The sequence below is a fragment of the Methylomonas sp. MED-D genome, from assembly GCF_050276835.1.
Classification (GTDB): Bacteria; Pseudomonadota; Gammaproteobacteria; order Methylococcales; family Methylomonadaceae; genus Methylomonas; species Methylomonas koyamae_A.
In genome coordinates this window covers 1,644,382-1,660,150 of record NZ_CP189965.1, presented here as the reverse complement: position 1 = coordinate 1,660,150, position 15,769 = coordinate 1,644,382, and the positions used below count along the sequence as shown (strand labels likewise).

General features: G+C 59.4%; 13 protein-coding genes. 8 read left to right on the top strand and 5 right to left on the bottom strand.

The annotated features are described in order from the left end of the window. The 6 genes from ACQE3E_RS07370 to ACQE3E_RS07345 all read left to right on the top strand — a co-directional run bounded on the left by ACQE3E_RS07370 (nt 1) and on the right by ACQE3E_RS07345 (nt 6,254). Nucleotides 1-702 (top strand): phosphorylase, encoded by a 702-nt coding sequence (locus ACQE3E_RS07370; protein WP_064026246.1) that lies wholly within the window; start codon nt 1-3, stop codon nt 700-702. A gap of 54 nt (nt 703-756) precedes the next feature. Then, a complete protein-coding gene (locus ACQE3E_RS07365) occupies nt 757-2,142 on the top strand; it encodes an aspartate aminotransferase family protein (RefSeq protein WP_313728560.1) in 1,386 nt (461 codons plus the stop codon). 10 nt (nt 2,143-2,152) lie between these two features. After that, complete coding sequence (locus tag ACQE3E_RS07360) at nt 2,153-2,512, top strand: copper resistance CopC family protein (protein ID WP_313728561.1); 360 nt, start codon at nt 2,153-2,155, stop codon at nt 2,510-2,512. Between the two features lie 6 nt (nt 2,513-2,518). Next, nucleotides 2,519-4,150 (top strand): copper resistance D family protein, encoded by a 1,632-nt coding sequence (locus tag ACQE3E_RS07355; RefSeq protein ID WP_313728562.1) that lies wholly within the window; start codon nt 2,519-2,521, stop codon nt 4,148-4,150. A 1-nt stretch (nt 4,151) separates the two neighbouring features. Next, a complete protein-coding gene (dxs, locus tag ACQE3E_RS07350; RefSeq protein WP_313728563.1) occupies nt 4,152-6,014 on the top strand; it encodes a 1-deoxy-D-xylulose-5-phosphate synthase in 1,863 nt (620 codons plus the stop codon). 78 nt (nt 6,015-6,092) lie between these two features. After that, complete coding sequence (locus tag ACQE3E_RS07345; protein WP_427501430.1) at nt 6,093-6,254, top strand: hypothetical protein; 162 nt, start codon at nt 6,093-6,095, stop codon at nt 6,252-6,254. 22 nt (nt 6,255-6,276) lie between these two features. Here ACQE3E_RS07345 and draG read toward each other — a convergent pair whose 3' ends face one another. Together draG and ACQE3E_RS07335 are read right to left on the bottom strand one after the other, a co-directional pair. Continuing rightward, entirely contained in the window at nt 6,277-7,152 is an 876-nt protein-coding gene (draG, locus tag ACQE3E_RS07340) for an ADP-ribosyl-[dinitrogen reductase] hydrolase (protein WP_427501429.1), read from the bottom strand. Next, nucleotides 7,152-7,961 (bottom strand): NAD(+)--dinitrogen-reductase ADP-D-ribosyltransferase, encoded by an 810-nt coding sequence (locus ACQE3E_RS07335; RefSeq protein WP_427501428.1) that lies wholly within the window; start codon nt 7,959-7,961, stop codon nt 7,152-7,154. The genes draG and ACQE3E_RS07335 overlap by 1 nt, the downstream gene beginning before the upstream one ends. A 285-nt stretch (nt 7,962-8,246) precedes the next feature. Here ACQE3E_RS07335 and aqpZ point away from each other — a divergent pair, with 285 nt between their 5' ends. Both aqpZ and ACQE3E_RS07325 read left to right on the top strand, forming a co-directional pair. Further along, nucleotides 8,247-8,936, top strand: coding sequence for an aquaporin Z (gene aqpZ / locus ACQE3E_RS07330; RefSeq protein WP_071159378.1), 690 nt, complete (start codon nt 8,247-8,249; stop codon nt 8,934-8,936). Between the two features lie 474 nt (nt 8,937-9,410). Next, on the top strand, nt 9,411-11,009 hold the full coding sequence (locus ACQE3E_RS07325) for an FAD-dependent oxidoreductase (RefSeq protein ID WP_427501427.1): 1,599 nt from the start codon (nt 9,411-9,413) through the stop codon (nt 11,007-11,009). Nucleotides 11,010-11,217: 208 nt separating this feature from the next. Here the strand turns inward: ACQE3E_RS07325 and ACQE3E_RS07320 are convergent, their stop codons facing one another. The 3 genes from ACQE3E_RS07320 to ACQE3E_RS07310 form a co-directional block, all read right to left on the bottom strand. Beyond that, nucleotides 11,218-11,724, bottom strand: a complete 507-nt coding sequence (locus tag ACQE3E_RS07320; protein ID WP_168027907.1) for a phage tail protein — start codon at nt 11,722-11,724, stop codon at nt 11,218-11,220. Nucleotides 11,725-12,314: 590 nt separating this feature from the next. Continuing rightward, nucleotides 12,315-14,444 carry an HlyD family efflux transporter periplasmic adaptor subunit gene (locus tag ACQE3E_RS07315; protein WP_427501426.1) on the bottom strand — a complete coding sequence of 710 codons (2,130 nt, stop codon included), beginning with the start codon at nt 14,442-14,444 and terminating at the stop codon, nt 12,315-12,317. Beyond that, a complete protein-coding gene (locus ACQE3E_RS07310; RefSeq protein WP_427501425.1) occupies nt 14,429-15,769 on the bottom strand; it encodes an efflux RND transporter periplasmic adaptor subunit in 1,341 nt (446 codons plus the stop codon). The genes ACQE3E_RS07315 and ACQE3E_RS07310 overlap by 16 nt, the downstream gene beginning before the upstream one ends.

Sequence of the window (15,769 nt, the reverse complement as noted above, 5' to 3'; positions counted from 1 at the left end):
GTGAGTTGCGGAATCGTCGTTGCCCTGCCAGAAGAACTTGCCACGCTGACTTCCCGGAAATTGGCGCGCGGCGAATGTTGCCGAATAAGCGCCGACATCCTGGTCGCTTATGCCGGCGCCGGTCCCAACAATGCCGCCAGCGCCGCTCGCCTGCTCATCGCCAAGGGCGCCGATCGGCTGATCAGCTGGGGTTGCGCGGCGGCATTGGCGCCGCAGTTGCGGCCCGGCGTTCTGGTAGTCGCGGACCAGATTTTTTTCGACCGTCAAAGTTACGAAACCGACAAACGTTGGTCGCACAAAATGCGCAACCGACTCAGCGAACGCCTGACGGTGGGGAGCGGCAATCTCTCCACCGAAGCGCGTATCGTCGCGCTGAGTAGCGACAAACAACTGATTCACCGCGAAACCGGCGCGGTAGCGTTGGACATGGAAAGCGGCGCGATTGCCAAAGTCGCCAGTCAAGCCAATTTACCATTCCTGGTATTGCGCGCGATCGCCGATCCGGCCGCGATGGACCTGCCGCGCGCGGTGGTCGGCGCCTTGAACGATCAGGGCCGCGTCGAGATGGCTAAATTACTACGCCACTTGCTGAATCATCCTTGGGAGCTTCCAGGATTGATCAAACTCGGCCGACATTTCGGCGCCGCCCAAAAGACGCTGAAAACCATCGCCAAACACTTAAACGAAATCGTCATTTACTAGAAAAACCAGCCCTTGCCGCGATTACCGGCAACGGCGCAGCTTACGAGGTAATAAATGTCCTTCAGCATTGCCGATCTGTTTTCCCAGCATTTCGATGAAAAATTCGATCTGCACGAGCAATACCTTAACAACCAAATGGTGCGAGTCCTGCGTACCATCGGTTACGACCGCAAATACCAGCGAGCGATCGGCCAATACCTGTACGACGACGAAGGCAACGAGTACTTGGATTTGCTGAGCGGTTTCGGCGTGTTCGCGATGGGCCGCAATCACCCAACCATCGTCAAGGCCTTGCAAGAAACCTTGACGCTGGAATTACCGAATCTGGTGCAAATGGACGTTTCCTTATTGAGCGGCTTACTGGCGAAGGAAATCATCGCCACCTGTCCGGACAATTTGGAAAAAATGTTTTTCTGCAACTCAGGCACCGAGGCGGTCGAAGCCGCCATCAAATTCGCCCGTTACACCACCAAGCGGCCGCGCATCGTTTATTGCGAACACGGCTATCACGGTCTGACCATGGGTGCCTTGTCGCTGAACGGCGAGGAAATATTCCGCGAGGGCTTCGGCCCCTTATTGCCGAACTGTTCGGCAGTGCCGTTCAACGATCTGGCCGCGCTGGAACAAGTACTTAGCGGCAAGGACGTCGCCGCCTTCATCGTCGAGCCGATCCAAGGCAAGGGCGTCAACCTGCCGTCCGACGACTACCTGCCGGAAGTCGAACGCCTGTGTAAAAAATACGGCACGCTGTTCGTCGCAGACGAAATCCAGACCGGCATCGGCCGCACCGGCAAGTTCTGGGCGATTGAACATTGGGGCGTCAAGCCCGATATGATTTTGATGGCTAAAGCACTGTCCGGCGGCTTCGTGCCGGTCGGCGGCGTGGCGATGACCGCCAAAATCATGGACACGGTGTTCAACCGGATGGACCGCGCCGTCGTCCACGGTTCGACCTTCTCGAAAAACAATATGGCAATGGCCGCCGGCCTGGCCAGCCTGCATGTGATCCACGACGAAAAGCTGGTGGAAAACAGCGCCAAGATCGGCGAAGACATCATCGCCACGCTGAACGAGATGAGTCCGAAGTACGAATTCCTGAAGGAAGCGCGCGGCAAGGGCTCGATGATCGCGATCGAATTCCAGTCGCCGAAGAGCCTGGGGCTAAAAGCCGCCTGGGCGATGCTGGAAGCGGCCAACAAAGGTCTGTTCTGTCAGATGATTACGATCCCGCTGTTCAAGGAACATCGGGTGCTCAGTCAGGTCGCCGGCCACGGCATGAATGTCGTCAAGCTGTTGCCGCCGCTTAACCTGACGCAAAAAGACCGCGACTGGATCGTCGACGCGATGGAAAAAACCATCGCCGATACCCACAACGTCACCGGCTCGATCTGGACGCTGGGCAAAAACCTAGCCAGTCATGCTCTGAAAAACAAGAAATAAGGAGATTGTTATGCACTCGTTACAACGGATACTTTTGATTTTAACGCTGGCTACCAGCAACATTGCGTTCGGTCACGCCGTCGTTACCCATAACTCGTTGAAATTGAAACCGGTGCCGGTCAATCAAGCCAGCCAGGTCGAATTGTCGTTCAATTCGAAAGTGGAGCTCGATTTGTCGGAAGTGTTTCTGGTCAGCGCCGGCGACGTGATGACGCCGGTCAGCGCCTCGCTCGGCGCCAAACCCGGCCAAGTGGTGCTCGACCTGCCGGCCTTGGCGCCCGGCGAGTATGCGATCAAACTGAAGATTTTCGCCGCGGACGGTCATCTCAGTGAAGACCTGCTGCGCTTTTTCGTTAAAGAACCCAAATAAATCCTTATGGAAGGCATTGCCAATTATTTAGACTCGTTGATCGGCGGCGTCGATCTGACCTTCTACTCCATCGCCATCGGCGGCTTGCTGTGGGGCTTGTTCGTGCTGCGCCCCTGGGACGAAAGCGCCAATTACAATAGCGCGTTACTGGACAGAACCGTCAATCTGATCCACTTCGGCAGCAAAGCCGTGGTCATCACCCAATTGTCGAAAATCGGTCTGAAAATTTGGCTAATGGCCGTTACATTGGGCAAATCGCCGTTCCCGGCGTTTTTTCACACCGTGCAATTCAACGCCGGCGTGGCCCGCGCACTATTTGCCTTTGCGCTGTATTTATTCATCAAGTTCGGCCTGAAACACCACTTACGTTCCAAACGGCACTGGCAAATCGCGATCGCCATTATCGTGCCGCTAGTGATAGCCGCCGCCTGGCTGGTCCACGGAGCCAGTCGCCTGGAAGACCGCGGTTTGCTAATGACCTTGACCGTCAGCCATCAGATCGCAGCGGCGGCCTGGGTCGGCGGCATTTTCCAAATACTGGCTCTGTGGGGCTTGCGCAAGCAAAACGCCATCGCCGAGGAAATCTGGCCGCTGCTGTTGAAGCGTTTCTCAGGCCTGGGGATAGGCGCGGTCGGCTTGCTGCTGGTGACCGGCACCCCGTTAGCCTGGTATTACATTCGCACCTTCCAGGGCTTTATCGGCGCCGGTTACGGCAACCTGCTAACCGTGAAAATCATGATGATGGGACTGGCATTGGGCTTTGCCTGGATGAACAAATCCGCCGTCCGAGAGTACTTCACCAGCCGCAGCCAGTACGTGCTGACCGCCCGGGTGCCCTACTACATCGAAGCGGAAACCCTGATTCTGTTGACCATTCTGTTCACCGCCGCCAGTCTGGCCTCGCAACCGCCGTCGGTGGATATTCCGCACTTAACCGCAACCTGGGAAGAAGTGTTGAACATGTTTCACCCGCGCATACCGCGTTGGGAATCGCCAACCCACGAAGCCCTGCTCGCCGGCGAGGCCGGCCGGATCGCCATCGTCGGCCAAATCCCGTCGGAAGCCGCCACCGCCTGGTCGGATTACAACCACAACATCTCCGGTATCTTCCTGACCGCGATGAGTTTTTTCGCGATGCTGTCCTACTCGGAGCGCTTTCACAACTGGGCGCGCTACTGGCCGGTCGGCTTCATGGGACTCGGGATATTCCTGTTCTTCCGTTCCGACGCCGAGAGCTGGCCGTTGGGTCCGATCGGCTTTTGGGATAGCACTTTCAACAACGGCGAGATTTTGCAACACCGGATCGCCACCTTTCTGGTGTTTATGCTGGGCTTGTACGAGACCCGCGCCCGCGTCAAGGCCGACCCCGGTATTCTGCCCTATTTGTTTCCGCTGATGTCGGCCTTCGGCGGCATGATGCTGCTAGCGCACTCGCATGTCGGCTTCGAGGCTAAAACCGCGTTTCTAATCCAGGTCGGCCACACCCTGATGGGCGTGTTCGCGCTAATCCTGGCTTGCGGCCGTTGGCTGGAGCTGAAATTGGACGCGCCGGGCAAAAACGTGGCCGGCTTTATCTCGGTTTTTGCGCTATTCCAAATCGGCGTGATTCTGATGTTCTACCGCGAACCCCTGTACTAATATGAAACAGACTAACGAATTTCCGCTGCTAGCCACCATCGCCAGCCCGACCGACATCCGCGCGCTGGCGCCCGAGCAGCTCCAGGCGTTGGCCGACGAGGTGCGCCGGTTTCTGACCCATACCGTCAGCATTTCCGGCGGCCATTTCGCGGCCGGCCTGGGCACGGTGGAATTGACCGTGGCGCTGCATTACGTATTCAATACCCCGGTCGATCAATTGGTTTGGGATGTCGGCCATCAGGCCTATCCGCACAAGATTCTGACCGGCCGCAAGGACAGAATGACCACGATCCGTACCCTGGGCGGGGTGTCGGCCTTTCCGTGCCGGGCCGAGAGCGAATACGATGCCTTCGGCGTCGGCCATTCCTCGACTTCGATCAGCGCGGCCTTGGGCATGGCCATCGCTTCGCAGCTACGCGGCGAGGATAAGAAGATGGTGGCCATCATCGGCGACGGTTCGATCACCGGCGGCATGGCCTTCGAGGCGATGAATCATGCCGGCGACGTCAATGCCAATCTGTTGGTGATTCTGAACGACAACGAGATGTCGATTTCGCCGCCGGTCGGGGCGATGAACAATTATCTGACCAAGATTTTGTCCAGCAAGCTGTATTCGTCGGTCCGTCAGGAAAGCAAGAAGGCCTTGTCCAGCATGCCCAGCGTTTGGGAGTTGGCCCGCAAGGCCGAGGAACATGTCAAAGGCATGATCGTGCCGGGCACCTTGTTCGAGGAGTTGGGCTTTAATTACTTCGGACCGATCGACGGCCACGATCTGGAGATCTTGGTGTCGACCCTGGACAAGCTCAAGGATTTGCGCGGACCGGTGTTTTTGCACGTGGTCACCAAGAAGGGCAAGGGCTATGCGCCGGCCGAGAAGGACCCCTTGGCTTACCACGGCGTGCCGGCCTTCGATCCGACCCAGGATTTTCTGCCCAAGGCGGCGCCGTCGCCGCACCCGACCTATACCGAGGTGTTCAGCCGTTGGTTGTGCGACATGGCGGCCGAGGACGAGCGGCTGCTGGGGATTACCCCGGCCATGCGCGAAGGCTCGGGGTTGGTCGAGTTTTCCCAGCAATACCCGCAACGCTATTTCGACGTGGCCATCGCCGAGCAGCACGCGGTGACCCTGGCCGCCGGCCAGGCCTGCCAAGGCGCCAAGCCGGTGGTGGCAATTTATTCTACGTTTTTGCAGCGCGGCTACGACCAGTTGATCCACGACGTGGCCTTGCAGAATCTGGACGTGTTGTTTGCGTTGGATCGAGCCGGTCTGGTCGGCCCGGACGGCCCGACCCATGCCGGCGCCTTCGACTACAGCTATCTGCGCTGCATTCCGAACATGCTAGTGATGGCCCCGGCCGACGAGAACGAGTGCCGGCAAATGCTGACCACCGGCTTCCATTACAATGGCCCGGCCTCGGTGCGCTATCCGCGCGGCAAGGGGCCCGGCGCGGCGATCGATCCGCGCCTGACCGACCTTGAGATCGGCCAGGGCGAGATTCGCCACCAGGGCGGCCGGATTGCCATCCTGGCCTGGGGGGCGATGGTCGCCCCGGCCGTCGAAGCCGGCAAGCAACTGGGTGCCACGGTCGCCAACATGCGCTTCGTCAAGCCCCTTGATGAAAGCTTGATTCTGGAACTCGCCAAAACCCACGACGTGTTCGTCACGGTCGAGGAAAACGTCATTGCCGGCGGGGCCGGTAGTGCGGTACTGGAATTCCTGCAAGCGCAACGAATACTGATGCCGGTCCTGACCCTCGGCTTGCCCGACCGCTTCGTCGAGCAGGGCTCCAGAGAACAACTGCTCGGCTTGTGCGGACTCGACGCCAAGGGCCTGTTGGCCAGCATTGAGGCGTTTTGCGCTTGAGACAACAGGCATTTTGTCGGTGGCTCTGAATTTGGGCAGACTCTACGATCAATGTCCCGCATCCAGAGTCTACCCACCATGAGCAGCATCATTCTCGACGCGCTCGAATTCGCCAACAAGTTCAAAGCCGGCGGCTTTACCGAGCATCAGGCCGAACCGATCCGCGCGGTCGTTGACGTTGGCTTGTTGCAAACCGCATTGGTCGCCGGTTTGTTGCTGAAGCTGGCCGCGCGCGTCTGACCGCGATGGCCGTTCAGCGGCGCTAAGCCGCTAGTCGCAACAATTCCTCGGTCTGGCGGCGAATTTCGGCGGCAACCTTGCCGTCCAGGTTTTCCAGCCAACGCGGCGGAATGCCGGCCAAGCCGTAGCGCGCGCCCGCCAACATACCGGCCAGCGCCCCTGTCGTGTCGGCATCGCCGCCTTGATTGACCGTCGCCACCAGACAGGACTCGAAATCATCGGTCGTGAAAAAATAGTGCAACACGGTCTGCAGCGTATCGACGATATAGCCGGACGACTTCCCCGGATACGGCTCGAACCCGAATAGCTCGAATTGTTCGACCAAACCGGCGGCCAGGGCTCGGCAAACCGCGACCTCCTCGCCCAACAACAAGCTCTGCGTCATCCGCCCCAGCGTCAGAGTCGCGGCGTCGGATAATGGGTTGTGGTGGGTAATCCTGCCCTGCTCCAGACTCCAACGATCGAATTCGAGCGGCCGATTCAAGGTCGCCAACACCACCGGTAAATTGCGCATGCAGGCGCCGTTGCCCGCCTCGTCCTCGCGCGGCAAGCCGATCAATTCGCCGTCGTCGCGGTAGCGGACGATGCCGCGCCGGCAAGTCATGCCGACATCGGGCGGCTCGGTTTCCAGCCAAGCCACGAAATGGTCGGCCACCGTCGCCAAATCCCAGTCCGGTCTAGCCAGTATCGCCGCGCCCAAGGCCAGCGACATCTGGGTATCGTCGGTGACTTGTCCCGGCGCCAAGGCCAGCCAGCCGCCGCCTATCATCTCGCTGTGCACGCCGTAGCGTTTTTGTATACGTTTGGGCGACATAAACTCCACCGTCGCCCCCAGCGCGTCGCCGCAGGCAAAACCCAGATACGCGCCCAGTGCCCGGTTCAGCAAAGCTTCGTTCATCAACGCCTCACGGTAACTCGGTAATCGCCGCCGATCACCAAATATTCAGCCTCGCCATGCAAGGCGTGGTGCGGCAGCAGATCGCTGAAAAACACCAGTTTTACCATCGGCACCTCGACTTCCAAAATGTAGCTACCGAACTCGCCGGCGATACCGCACTTATCCGTGAACGACACGATGCTGTTGAAGCGAACGATTTTTTCATGGTGATCGCCAGTTCCTTCGACAACCCAATCCCCCAAATCGTTGACCCCTCGATACAGCGTCTTGTGCGTGGCCGCCGGCCGCTGAAAGCGGGCGACCACCCATTGGCAAAACTCGTACAGCAAATCCAGCTGCATGAAGATGCAGTTGTTGTGATAACGACTGTTCATCTTTTCTTCGACATAGGCCAGCCAGTCGTAGCTCATGAAACTGGTGATACGGGTCTTATGATAATTGGGAAACAAGCCGAATCGACTTTCCACCCACCCCTTCAACACCGCCCCCTGAGCGTTGTTGGAATCCAGTCCCCAATCCTGAATCAGCCGCAAATAACTGTTGCGGTAACGCCGCCGGCCTAGAGCGTCGTCGCTCAAACGTTGCTCGGTCTCGAAGCCGAACACCACGCACATATAATCCTGAAACACCTGACCGCATTGTTCCAGCGTGGTTTGCTCGGCCAATTTGTCGAACAGGCCGTGCGCTGCCTCGCGGGTACCGGCAATGCTCAGGGATTTGGGGTATTCGTTGAACAAGTGGCTCGCGATGCACTCCGTCGCCACGCCGATCAAGTTGGTACTGTGTCCGTGACGGGAAATGTCGGGCATAGTCGGGTCGGCTACCTTGGGAATGATCGTTAACCGAATATTTTCACATCGATAACCCGGTTTTGCCAAACCGCCGTTACCGGCCTTCGGTTTCCTCGCCTAAACGCCCTCCCAGCCGGAGAATCCCGTCGCCAAATCCGACCATCGCCCCGGTTAGTGGTCAGCACGAATTTTTATGATTGACAGCGCGTGCGGGGCGGGGCTAGAGTCTGCTAGCCGATTGATTCACAAACAAAAATAAAGTCCCAAAATCGGCACCACAATAACTATACACGGGAGAATCAGATGAAAAATTATGTAGCCGAGTCCTTTGGGACTTTCTGGTTGGTATTGGGCGGCTGCGGCAGTGCAGTATTGGCCGCCGCGTTTCCGCAAGTCGGTATCGGCCTGCTCGGCGTCTCGCTGGCCTTCGGATTGACGGTGCTGACGATGGCTTACGCGATCGGCCATATCTCGGGCTGCCATCTCAATCCGGCGGTATCGGTCGGCTTGTGGATGGGCGGCCGGTTTCCGGCCAAACAATTGTTGCCGTACATTGCATCGCAAGTCGTCGGCGCGGTGATTGCCGGCGGCGTCCTGTATCTGATCGCCAGCGGCAAGGCCGGTTTCGATGTATCAGCCGGCTTTGCCTCCAACGGCTACGGCGAACATTCGCCGGGCGGCTATTCGCTACTGGCGGCGCTGATCACCGAAGTCGTGATGACGATGATGTTTCTGCTGGTGATACTCGGGGCCACCGACGCCCGCGCTCCGCAAGGCCTGGCGCCGATAGCGATCGGCCTCTGCCTGACCTTGATTCATTTGATCAGCATTCCGGTCACCAATACCTCGGTCAATCCGGCTCGCAGCCTCGGCGTCGCACTGTACGTTGGTGATTGGGCCTTGGCGCAACTGTGGCTGTTTTGGGTCGCGCCGTTTATCGGCGCGATATTGGGCGCTTTGGCATATCGTTTTATCGGCGGGCCGGCCGAGTAAGGATAGGCGCGATTCGCCGTCCGGAATCAGTAAGCCCAACGCCTGGTTCCGGCGGCGAACCTCGGAACCAGGCGAACCCAGCCGCACAACGCCTGCGACCGTCCGTTTGCCTAGATAGCGGTTTTCGCTCGAAACATCGCGGCTTGCCTCAATCTAAGGATCGTGGAAGGGTTTTCGCCCGCAGCACAAAAACCGGGCCGGAGCGTCTTTAGCCGCGATCGAGGGCGTTCCAATGGAGGTATTCGTTTTCAGAGCGGTATCGCTGTCATCTTGCAAACGGAGAAAGCTGAAGAAACACAGCCGATGGCCGCCTGACTCCATTCGACCGTACGCCGGATTTGACGATTTCCCCGCCAAAGCGCCGTCCTCGGCTTGGTATCGCGGTAGCGGGCAACACGTTTATTCCAGCGCGCGACCTCAGCCGCGGCGGATTTTAATTCTATAATGCGATTTTCGAATACGGGAGATTTGCTGATGACGCATAGCACTTTATTTCGGCGGCTGGTTCTGATTTTACAGGCTGCCAGACGGGACCATCTTAAAGCCAATCACTTGCCCGACCCGATTCCCGCTAGCCAGGCGGGCTGGAGCCGGCGCCGCTTTATCAAGACCTCGACGGCGGCCGGATTCGCCGGCGCGCTGGGCTCAAGCTTGGCGCCGCCGGCTTGGGCGAAAGATCGCGGCGATGCGCGAGTGGCGATCATCGGGGCCGGTATTGCTGGCCTAAACGCCGCTTACCGGCTAAAAAAAGCCGGCGTTGCGGCGACAGTCTTCGAAGCGCACTCCAGGGTAGGCGGCCGTATGTTGTCCGCCAGCCTCGACGACGGCTTGACGATCGATTTGGGCGCGGAGCTGATCAATACCAATCATCCGGACATGCTGGGGTTGGCCAAGGACTTCGGGATTAAGCTGTTCGATAAACGCCAGGATGCGGCGCGCTTACCTTATCCGAAAGAAGTCTATTTCTTCAACGGCGAACGCTTTAGCGAAGCGCAGCTGGCCGACGATTTGCGCGCCATTGCCGCGCAGATTCACGAAGATGCCGGCTTGCTGGACCAGGACTGGGAAACGCATGCGCCGCTGTTCGATCAATGGTCGGTCAGCGATTACTTGCACCGACACGCCGATAAAATCGGCGCGCCTTATGTGCGCAGCCTGCTGGGAAATATGCTGCGGACCGAATTCGGCGCGGAAACCTCACAAGCGTCGGCATTACAACTAATCGATATTTTGCCGGTGGTCGACGGTCAAGCCGTCGATTTGCTCAGCTACAGCGATGAGGTTTACGCCGTGGTCGGCGGTTCGGCGCGGATCACCGATGCGCTGGCGCGCGCCTTGGCGGGGCAAATTCATCTGCGTAAAGCTTTGCGAGCGCTCAAGCTGCGCAACGACGAATACCATCTGACCTTCAGCGACGGAAGCCGGGTTGAAGCCGACATCGTCATCATTGCGACACCCTTTCCGGCCTTGCGCAACGTGGAGCTCGATGCCCCGTTACCCGCTTTGTTTCGCCGTTTCGTCGCCGAAACCAATCCGGGCGCCAATGAAAAATTGATCGCCGGTTTTAAGCAACGCTTCTGGCATAGCCCCGCCGGTTTTAGTTTGGCGGCCTGGACGGACTTCGGCTACTCGGAGGTCTGGGACGAAACTCAGCGCCAACCGCATCGTCGCGGCGGCGCGTTGAATTTTTTCTTGGGCGGCGATCAGGCCAGACAACTGAATAACACCGGCAATATCAAACCGCTGGCGAAACAATTCATCACCGATCTGGACAAATTTATCCCTGGCGCGAAAGCCTCGGCGAGCGGGGGCTTGGCAAAAAGCGCCTGGGGCAATAATCCGTATGTCGGCGGCGGCTACGCTAACTTTGCGCCTGGACAGCTAAGCACATTCGCCGAATTCTTTTGGGTCGAGGGCGACGGCTCCGCGACCCAACAAGTGGCTTTCGACAAATTGATTTTTGCCGGCGAGCATTTGAGCGACGCCAATTACGGTTTCATGGAAGGCGGCGCCCAAACCGGCCGCTTGGCGGCGGCATTGGCGCTGGACATCTTACAAAACCATCGTGAATAAACACCCGCGCCGCAACAAGCGCTGGCAACGGAGGGGCATTACCCCTGTTTAAAAAGGTTTGCGACGAAACCCGCCCCCCTGCGTGGTCTGGCTACACGAAGCATTGGGGGGCCAAACTTATTGTCTATCGATCCGCTCGGCTTAAACGAATTTGAAACCGCGACCGTCAACGCTCCACAATCCGGCGATAGGCCGGGCCGGGACTCGATCACTTCACCCGCTGGACACGTTCGGCGGCGAATATCAGGGTTTCTTTTCCGGGCGTGGTTTCGTTGTAATCGACCGATACCGGCCATGCGCGACTAAAAGACCATTCCGCAATAGGTGTCATCGACGCATCGTAGGCAATCAAAGTCGCATCGTAACGTGCCCTGCCGATATTTCCGTCCGCGACCTGTTGCCGCCAATTCCATAACTCCAGCGATTTACCCAAGGCTTTGCTGCAAGTTAGATTTCTAACCGACATTCGCCCTGGTACTTTAACCGCACCCATTTCCCCCCGCCCGCTAACGACCTTGGATTCGACAACCTCGTTTTGCGAACCCATGCCCTTGCAGTCGGTGAAATAGGTCGTAATCGCGCCGGCGCTGAATTCAAAGTAGGTAGCCGGGCCGCTATTGGCATTCGGGTCCTCCGCGACGGCCGAGCCCGCGGCGTTTGCCGACGATGCGATGACACCTAATATAACGCTTAAAATACCGGTTATTTTTTTCATGATATATCCCCAACAAAGTGAATTAAGTTAAAACTATTCTGATTTGCCTTTTACAAGGTCGACTAATCCGATAGTGTGATATCGCTGAAAGTCACCAAATTTGATGATAAAAAAATTACCTAGAAACTTGATGAACTTGAATCTATAAGGGCAAATCGGATGCCAAGTCATGCAAACCACGCTCAATCCGCCTTAAGCGATTGAAACTGAAGCGCTATAGACTAGAGACCTGCGACAAGCAAATTCATTGGCACCGTCTAAACGCCACGATATTTCGTGCGCGATACGGCATACCGTAATGGCGCACCGATGGACGCCACGAACTCGGGAGAAGAAGGACTGGAACAGCCCGCCCAATCCGGGCAGTAGGGAAATAGGAACAGCTAGCCTGGCCAAGGCCGTAGTTGCGCTCGGCTTTGTCCTCGCTGTGCCGTTTAGCTGATCATCTTTCTGAAAGTCAGGAGGCAAATCACGGCGTGCCAACGTGGGAACGACACCGATCCCGGCTAAAGCCGCTCCCACGCCGGCGCTTTGATTGGCTGGGACGACCCGACGGTTTCGTGAACGTTATCTTCGGAATGAGTAAACGTCTAAAACCCCGATTCGCGGACCGCCACGGTGGCAACCCTTCGCCAGGCTTTACTGAGCAGACTGACGGCCGGCGTATCCAAGCGCACGCTACCTCGGCGTACGCCGGGAAAGGCGTTGCGGCTTGGGGTTTGAATCGGCCGCAATACGATCCGATACACCGCCCTTTCCGGTATCTGCAGGCCCTGCCGGTCCGGACGCGCGGCCAGCTCCCCGCCGTAACTGGAGGCCAGCGCGTCGGGAATCCGGGCCGCGCCGCCGCGATCGATGCGTTCCACCCGACACGCGACCGGAGCCGCGTCCGGATCGTCCGGGTAAAACCAGCCGGACACCGCTTGCTCGGCGGGCAGCAAATCCTCTTCGGCCAGATAGGCCTCGACCAACCAAGCGCCGGGATCGGCGACAATCAGCATCGCCTCGCCGGCCGGTAACCATTGACCGACCTGAAGCGCATCGTTAACGTCCAGCGCCACGCCGTCGAACGGTGCCGACAACGTCAGCTCGGCTTGTTGCTCCTGGGTGCCGGCCTGCTTGGCGGCGGCGGATTCCAATTCCTTCAACAACACCCGCCGGCGTTGCAACAACTCCTGGCGCAGGCCCTGATAAGCCAATTGCCAGGCCAGCGCGCGGCCCTGACTGCCGGCGTCCGAGGCTTGATAATCCAACTCCGGCGAACTCAGACGGGCCAATAATTCGCCGCGTTTGACGGTCTGGCCGGCGGCGACCGGAAAACTCTCCAAGCGCCCCGCTCTGGGCAGGACAATCTCGGCATACTGCTCGGCGCGGATCATGGCCGGCGCGGTCGTATAACCCTGCCACGGCAACAGCAGCAGGGCGGCTACGCCGAGCAGCGCGGCGAGTCCAGTCAAACGCCGGCCCTGGCCGATGTCGTGGCCGGACAAGCTCCACCAGACCCGCAATTCGGAAACGATGGGCCGGACAATAAACCAACCAATTTCAACCGCCATCAACAACAAACCCAGCAATTTAAAGCTGAAGTGGTAAACCAGTACCGCGATCCCCAAAAACAAGAAAAAGCGGTACAGCCAGGTTCCCCAAGCATAGACCGCGAAAAACCGCGCCATCCGCGGCGGTAGGATTTCAGGGGCCGGCCAGTCCAAACCGAACAGCCAAGTCCGCGTGCGCCAGCGGGCGTAGGCAAACGCGCGCGGCTGCAGATTATCGACGCCCAGCCAGTCGGCCAGCAGGTAATAGCCGTCGAAGCGCATGAACGGACTAAGATTGATCGCCAGCGTGACGATCCAGGTCGAAGTCGCCAACAAAAACGCGCCGCCACGGGCCGGCCCGTCCGGCAAAAAACTCCAGGCCAGCGCCGCGACCACGGCCAAGCCCAGTTCGGCGGCGACACCGGCCCCGGCGATCGCCAGGCGTTGCCGGCGCGACACCAATTTCCAGGCCTCGCTGGCATCGGTGTACAACATCGGGTACATCACCATGAAGGCAACCCCCATCGTCGGTACCCGGCAACCGTAGCGATGGGCGGTCAAGGCATGACCGAACTCGTGCAAGGTTTTCGCCAGAGCCAGGGCCAGAAACCACTGGGCCAGACCTAGCCAGTTAAAGAAATACGGAAAGGTGTTCAGGAAGGCGTCCCACTGCCGCGACAACAAAAACAGCGCCAGTAACGCGCACAGTCCGAACAGCGCGGCGCAACGCCCGCTGTAAACCCAAGCCAATCGCGGATAGCAGCGCGCCAACCAGGCGTCGGGACGCACCAATGGAATCTTGAAAAACAGATAATTGTGCAACAGCCATTCGCCGACGCCGATTCGGCTGGCCGCCGCTTGTCGGCGCAGCCCTTCCAGACCGGCCGGACCTTCCGCGCGCAGCAGATTGTGCGCCATTAGAAACTTGCCCAGATCGGCGACTTGCTCGGCGCTCACCGCCAGCGTGGTTTCCCGCCCGATCGCGTCTGCGATCGCCTGCGGAACCGCCAACCGCCAGCGACTGAGGATTTCAAATTCCGGCCAGCCGATCCGGTAAAAACGGTTGTTGGCCGGATCGTGCAGGGTCCAGGTCGGCGCGCCGTCAAATCCGGCGGGCCCGGCCAGACAATGAATTTCTTCCCGCAACGGCGGCAAGGCCGTCGGATCGGCTACCATCCCAACCATAAACGCGCGGCCGCCAACGGCCGCCGAAACAAGTAATAAAACAGTGTCACCCGTTCGCCGTAAAGCTTGGCCGTCCCCTTCAAACCGATGCGCGGCGGCCGCTCGCTGTCAGTCAGACGCGCCTTGACGCGGTACACCAGCGCGTCGCCGACCTCGGCCGAGGTCTGGTAACTGACGCTATACACCTCGGCCGCGATCGGATGCTGAGGGTCGACGTTCAAAAACACCGTCGCGGGGCCACCGTCCGCCAATTCGATGAAATCGCCGATCGGCAGACGAATATCCAGCTCCACTTGGTTGGCATCGGCCACCATTAAAATCCGCTCGCCCAATTCCACCGGCCTACCCAGCCAGTCGTGCACGTCGGCGAAGATCGCCACGCCAGCGTGCGGCGCTGCGACCTCGGCCCGCGCCAGCTGGCCTTGCATGAACGTCACCTCGGCGGCGTGCTGGTCCATCCGCGCCTTTAAGACCGCGACTTCGGCCTTGCTGTCGGCATCGAACATGGCTTGTTGCGCGGTCTTGCGATATTCCGCCTCGGCCACCGCCAGCGCCTTGCGCGATACGTCCAAGCGGTTGGCGATATCGGTATTTTCCAGGCTCAGCAGCGGTTCACCGGCCGCGACGCTTTGATTGGGCTGGACGTGAAACGCGGCGACCACGCCGGCCAGCGGCGCGCGAATCAGCGTGGGCCGGGCCGGGACGATCTCGGCCGGCGCCAGCACCGACAAGCGCAGCGGCCACATCAACGCCAGCAGGACGCCGAACGCCCACAGCTTGACCGAGCGCCGGCCGAACCCGCGCCGATACCAAGCCGGTCTCGGCGCCAGTGCTTGCCAGGCGTGAGCGTAAGCGTCGGCCAATTCGGCCAGCAGTTGCGCTTCGGCGTCCAGCCAAGCCGATTCCCTGGCCAGCAATAAGCCGCCGAGGCACTGGCCGCGCGCCGTCAACGGCAACCATAAGGCCTGAGCCGGCAACCATTGCCGCAAATCGCCGCGCAGCGCCTCCGGCAGTTCGTCCAGCTGCATGCAGCGATAAGCCGACGCGCGGTCGGCACCGTGCAGCCAGCGGCACACCGCCGCCAACCAGACCGCGTACGGCGCTTGCGGATCGGCATCGGCGACACCGGACAAGGCCGCGATCGGCCGCAACGGCCGATCCAGCCATAACGCGGCTTGCCGATATTCGACCAAGCCGCGAGTTTCGTTGACCGCCACGAAGCCGAGCGCGGCCAAGTCCTCGGCGGCCCGCGCCCGGCGTTGCAGTTGCAGCAGCAGCGCCAGGCCCCGCGCCTGACGGAGGCGGGCGTCCTCGGTCTCGCTCAT

Excerpts from the sequence above, each read along its gene's own strand:
- ACQE3E_RS07365 (WP_313728560.1), top strand. The coding sequence starts at position 757 with ATGTCCTTCAGCATTGCCGATCTGTTTTCCCAGCATTTCGATGAAAAA.
- ACQE3E_RS07360 (WP_313728561.1), top strand. The coding sequence starts at position 2,153 with ATGCACTCGTTACAACGGATACTTTTGATTTTAACGCTGGCTACCAGC.
- ACQE3E_RS07355 (WP_313728562.1), top strand. The coding sequence starts at position 2,519 with ATGGAAGGCATTGCCAATTATTTAGACTCGTTGATCGGCGGCGTCGAT.
- dxs (WP_313728563.1), top strand. The coding sequence starts at position 4,152 with ATGAAACAGACTAACGAATTTCCGCTGCTAGCCACCATCGCCAGCCCG.
- ACQE3E_RS07345 (WP_427501430.1), top strand. The coding sequence starts at position 6,093 with ATGAGCAGCATCATTCTCGACGCGCTCGAATTCGCCAACAAGTTCAAA.
- draG (WP_427501429.1), bottom strand. The coding sequence starts at position 7,152 with ATGAACGAAGCTTTGCTGAACCGGGCACTGGGCGCGTATCTGGGTTTT.
- ACQE3E_RS07335 (WP_427501428.1), bottom strand. The coding sequence starts at position 7,961 with ATGCCCGACATTTCCCGTCACGGACACAGTACCAACTTGATCGGCGTG.
- aqpZ (WP_071159378.1), top strand. The coding sequence starts at position 8,247 with ATGAAAAATTATGTAGCCGAGTCCTTTGGGACTTTCTGGTTGGTATTG.
- ACQE3E_RS07325 (WP_427501427.1), top strand. The coding sequence starts at position 9,411 with ATGACGCATAGCACTTTATTTCGGCGGCTGGTTCTGATTTTACAGGCT.
- ACQE3E_RS07320 (WP_168027907.1), bottom strand. The coding sequence starts at position 11,724 with ATGAAAAAAATAACCGGTATTTTAAGCGTTATATTAGGTGTCATCGCA.
- ACQE3E_RS07315 (WP_427501426.1), bottom strand. The coding sequence starts at position 14,444 with ATGGTTGGGATGGTAGCCGATCCGACGGCCTTGCCGCCGTTGCGGGAA.
- ACQE3E_RS07310 (WP_427501425.1), bottom strand. The coding sequence starts at position 15,769 with ATGAGCGAGACCGAGGACGCCCGCCTCCGTCAGGCGCGGGGCCTGGCG.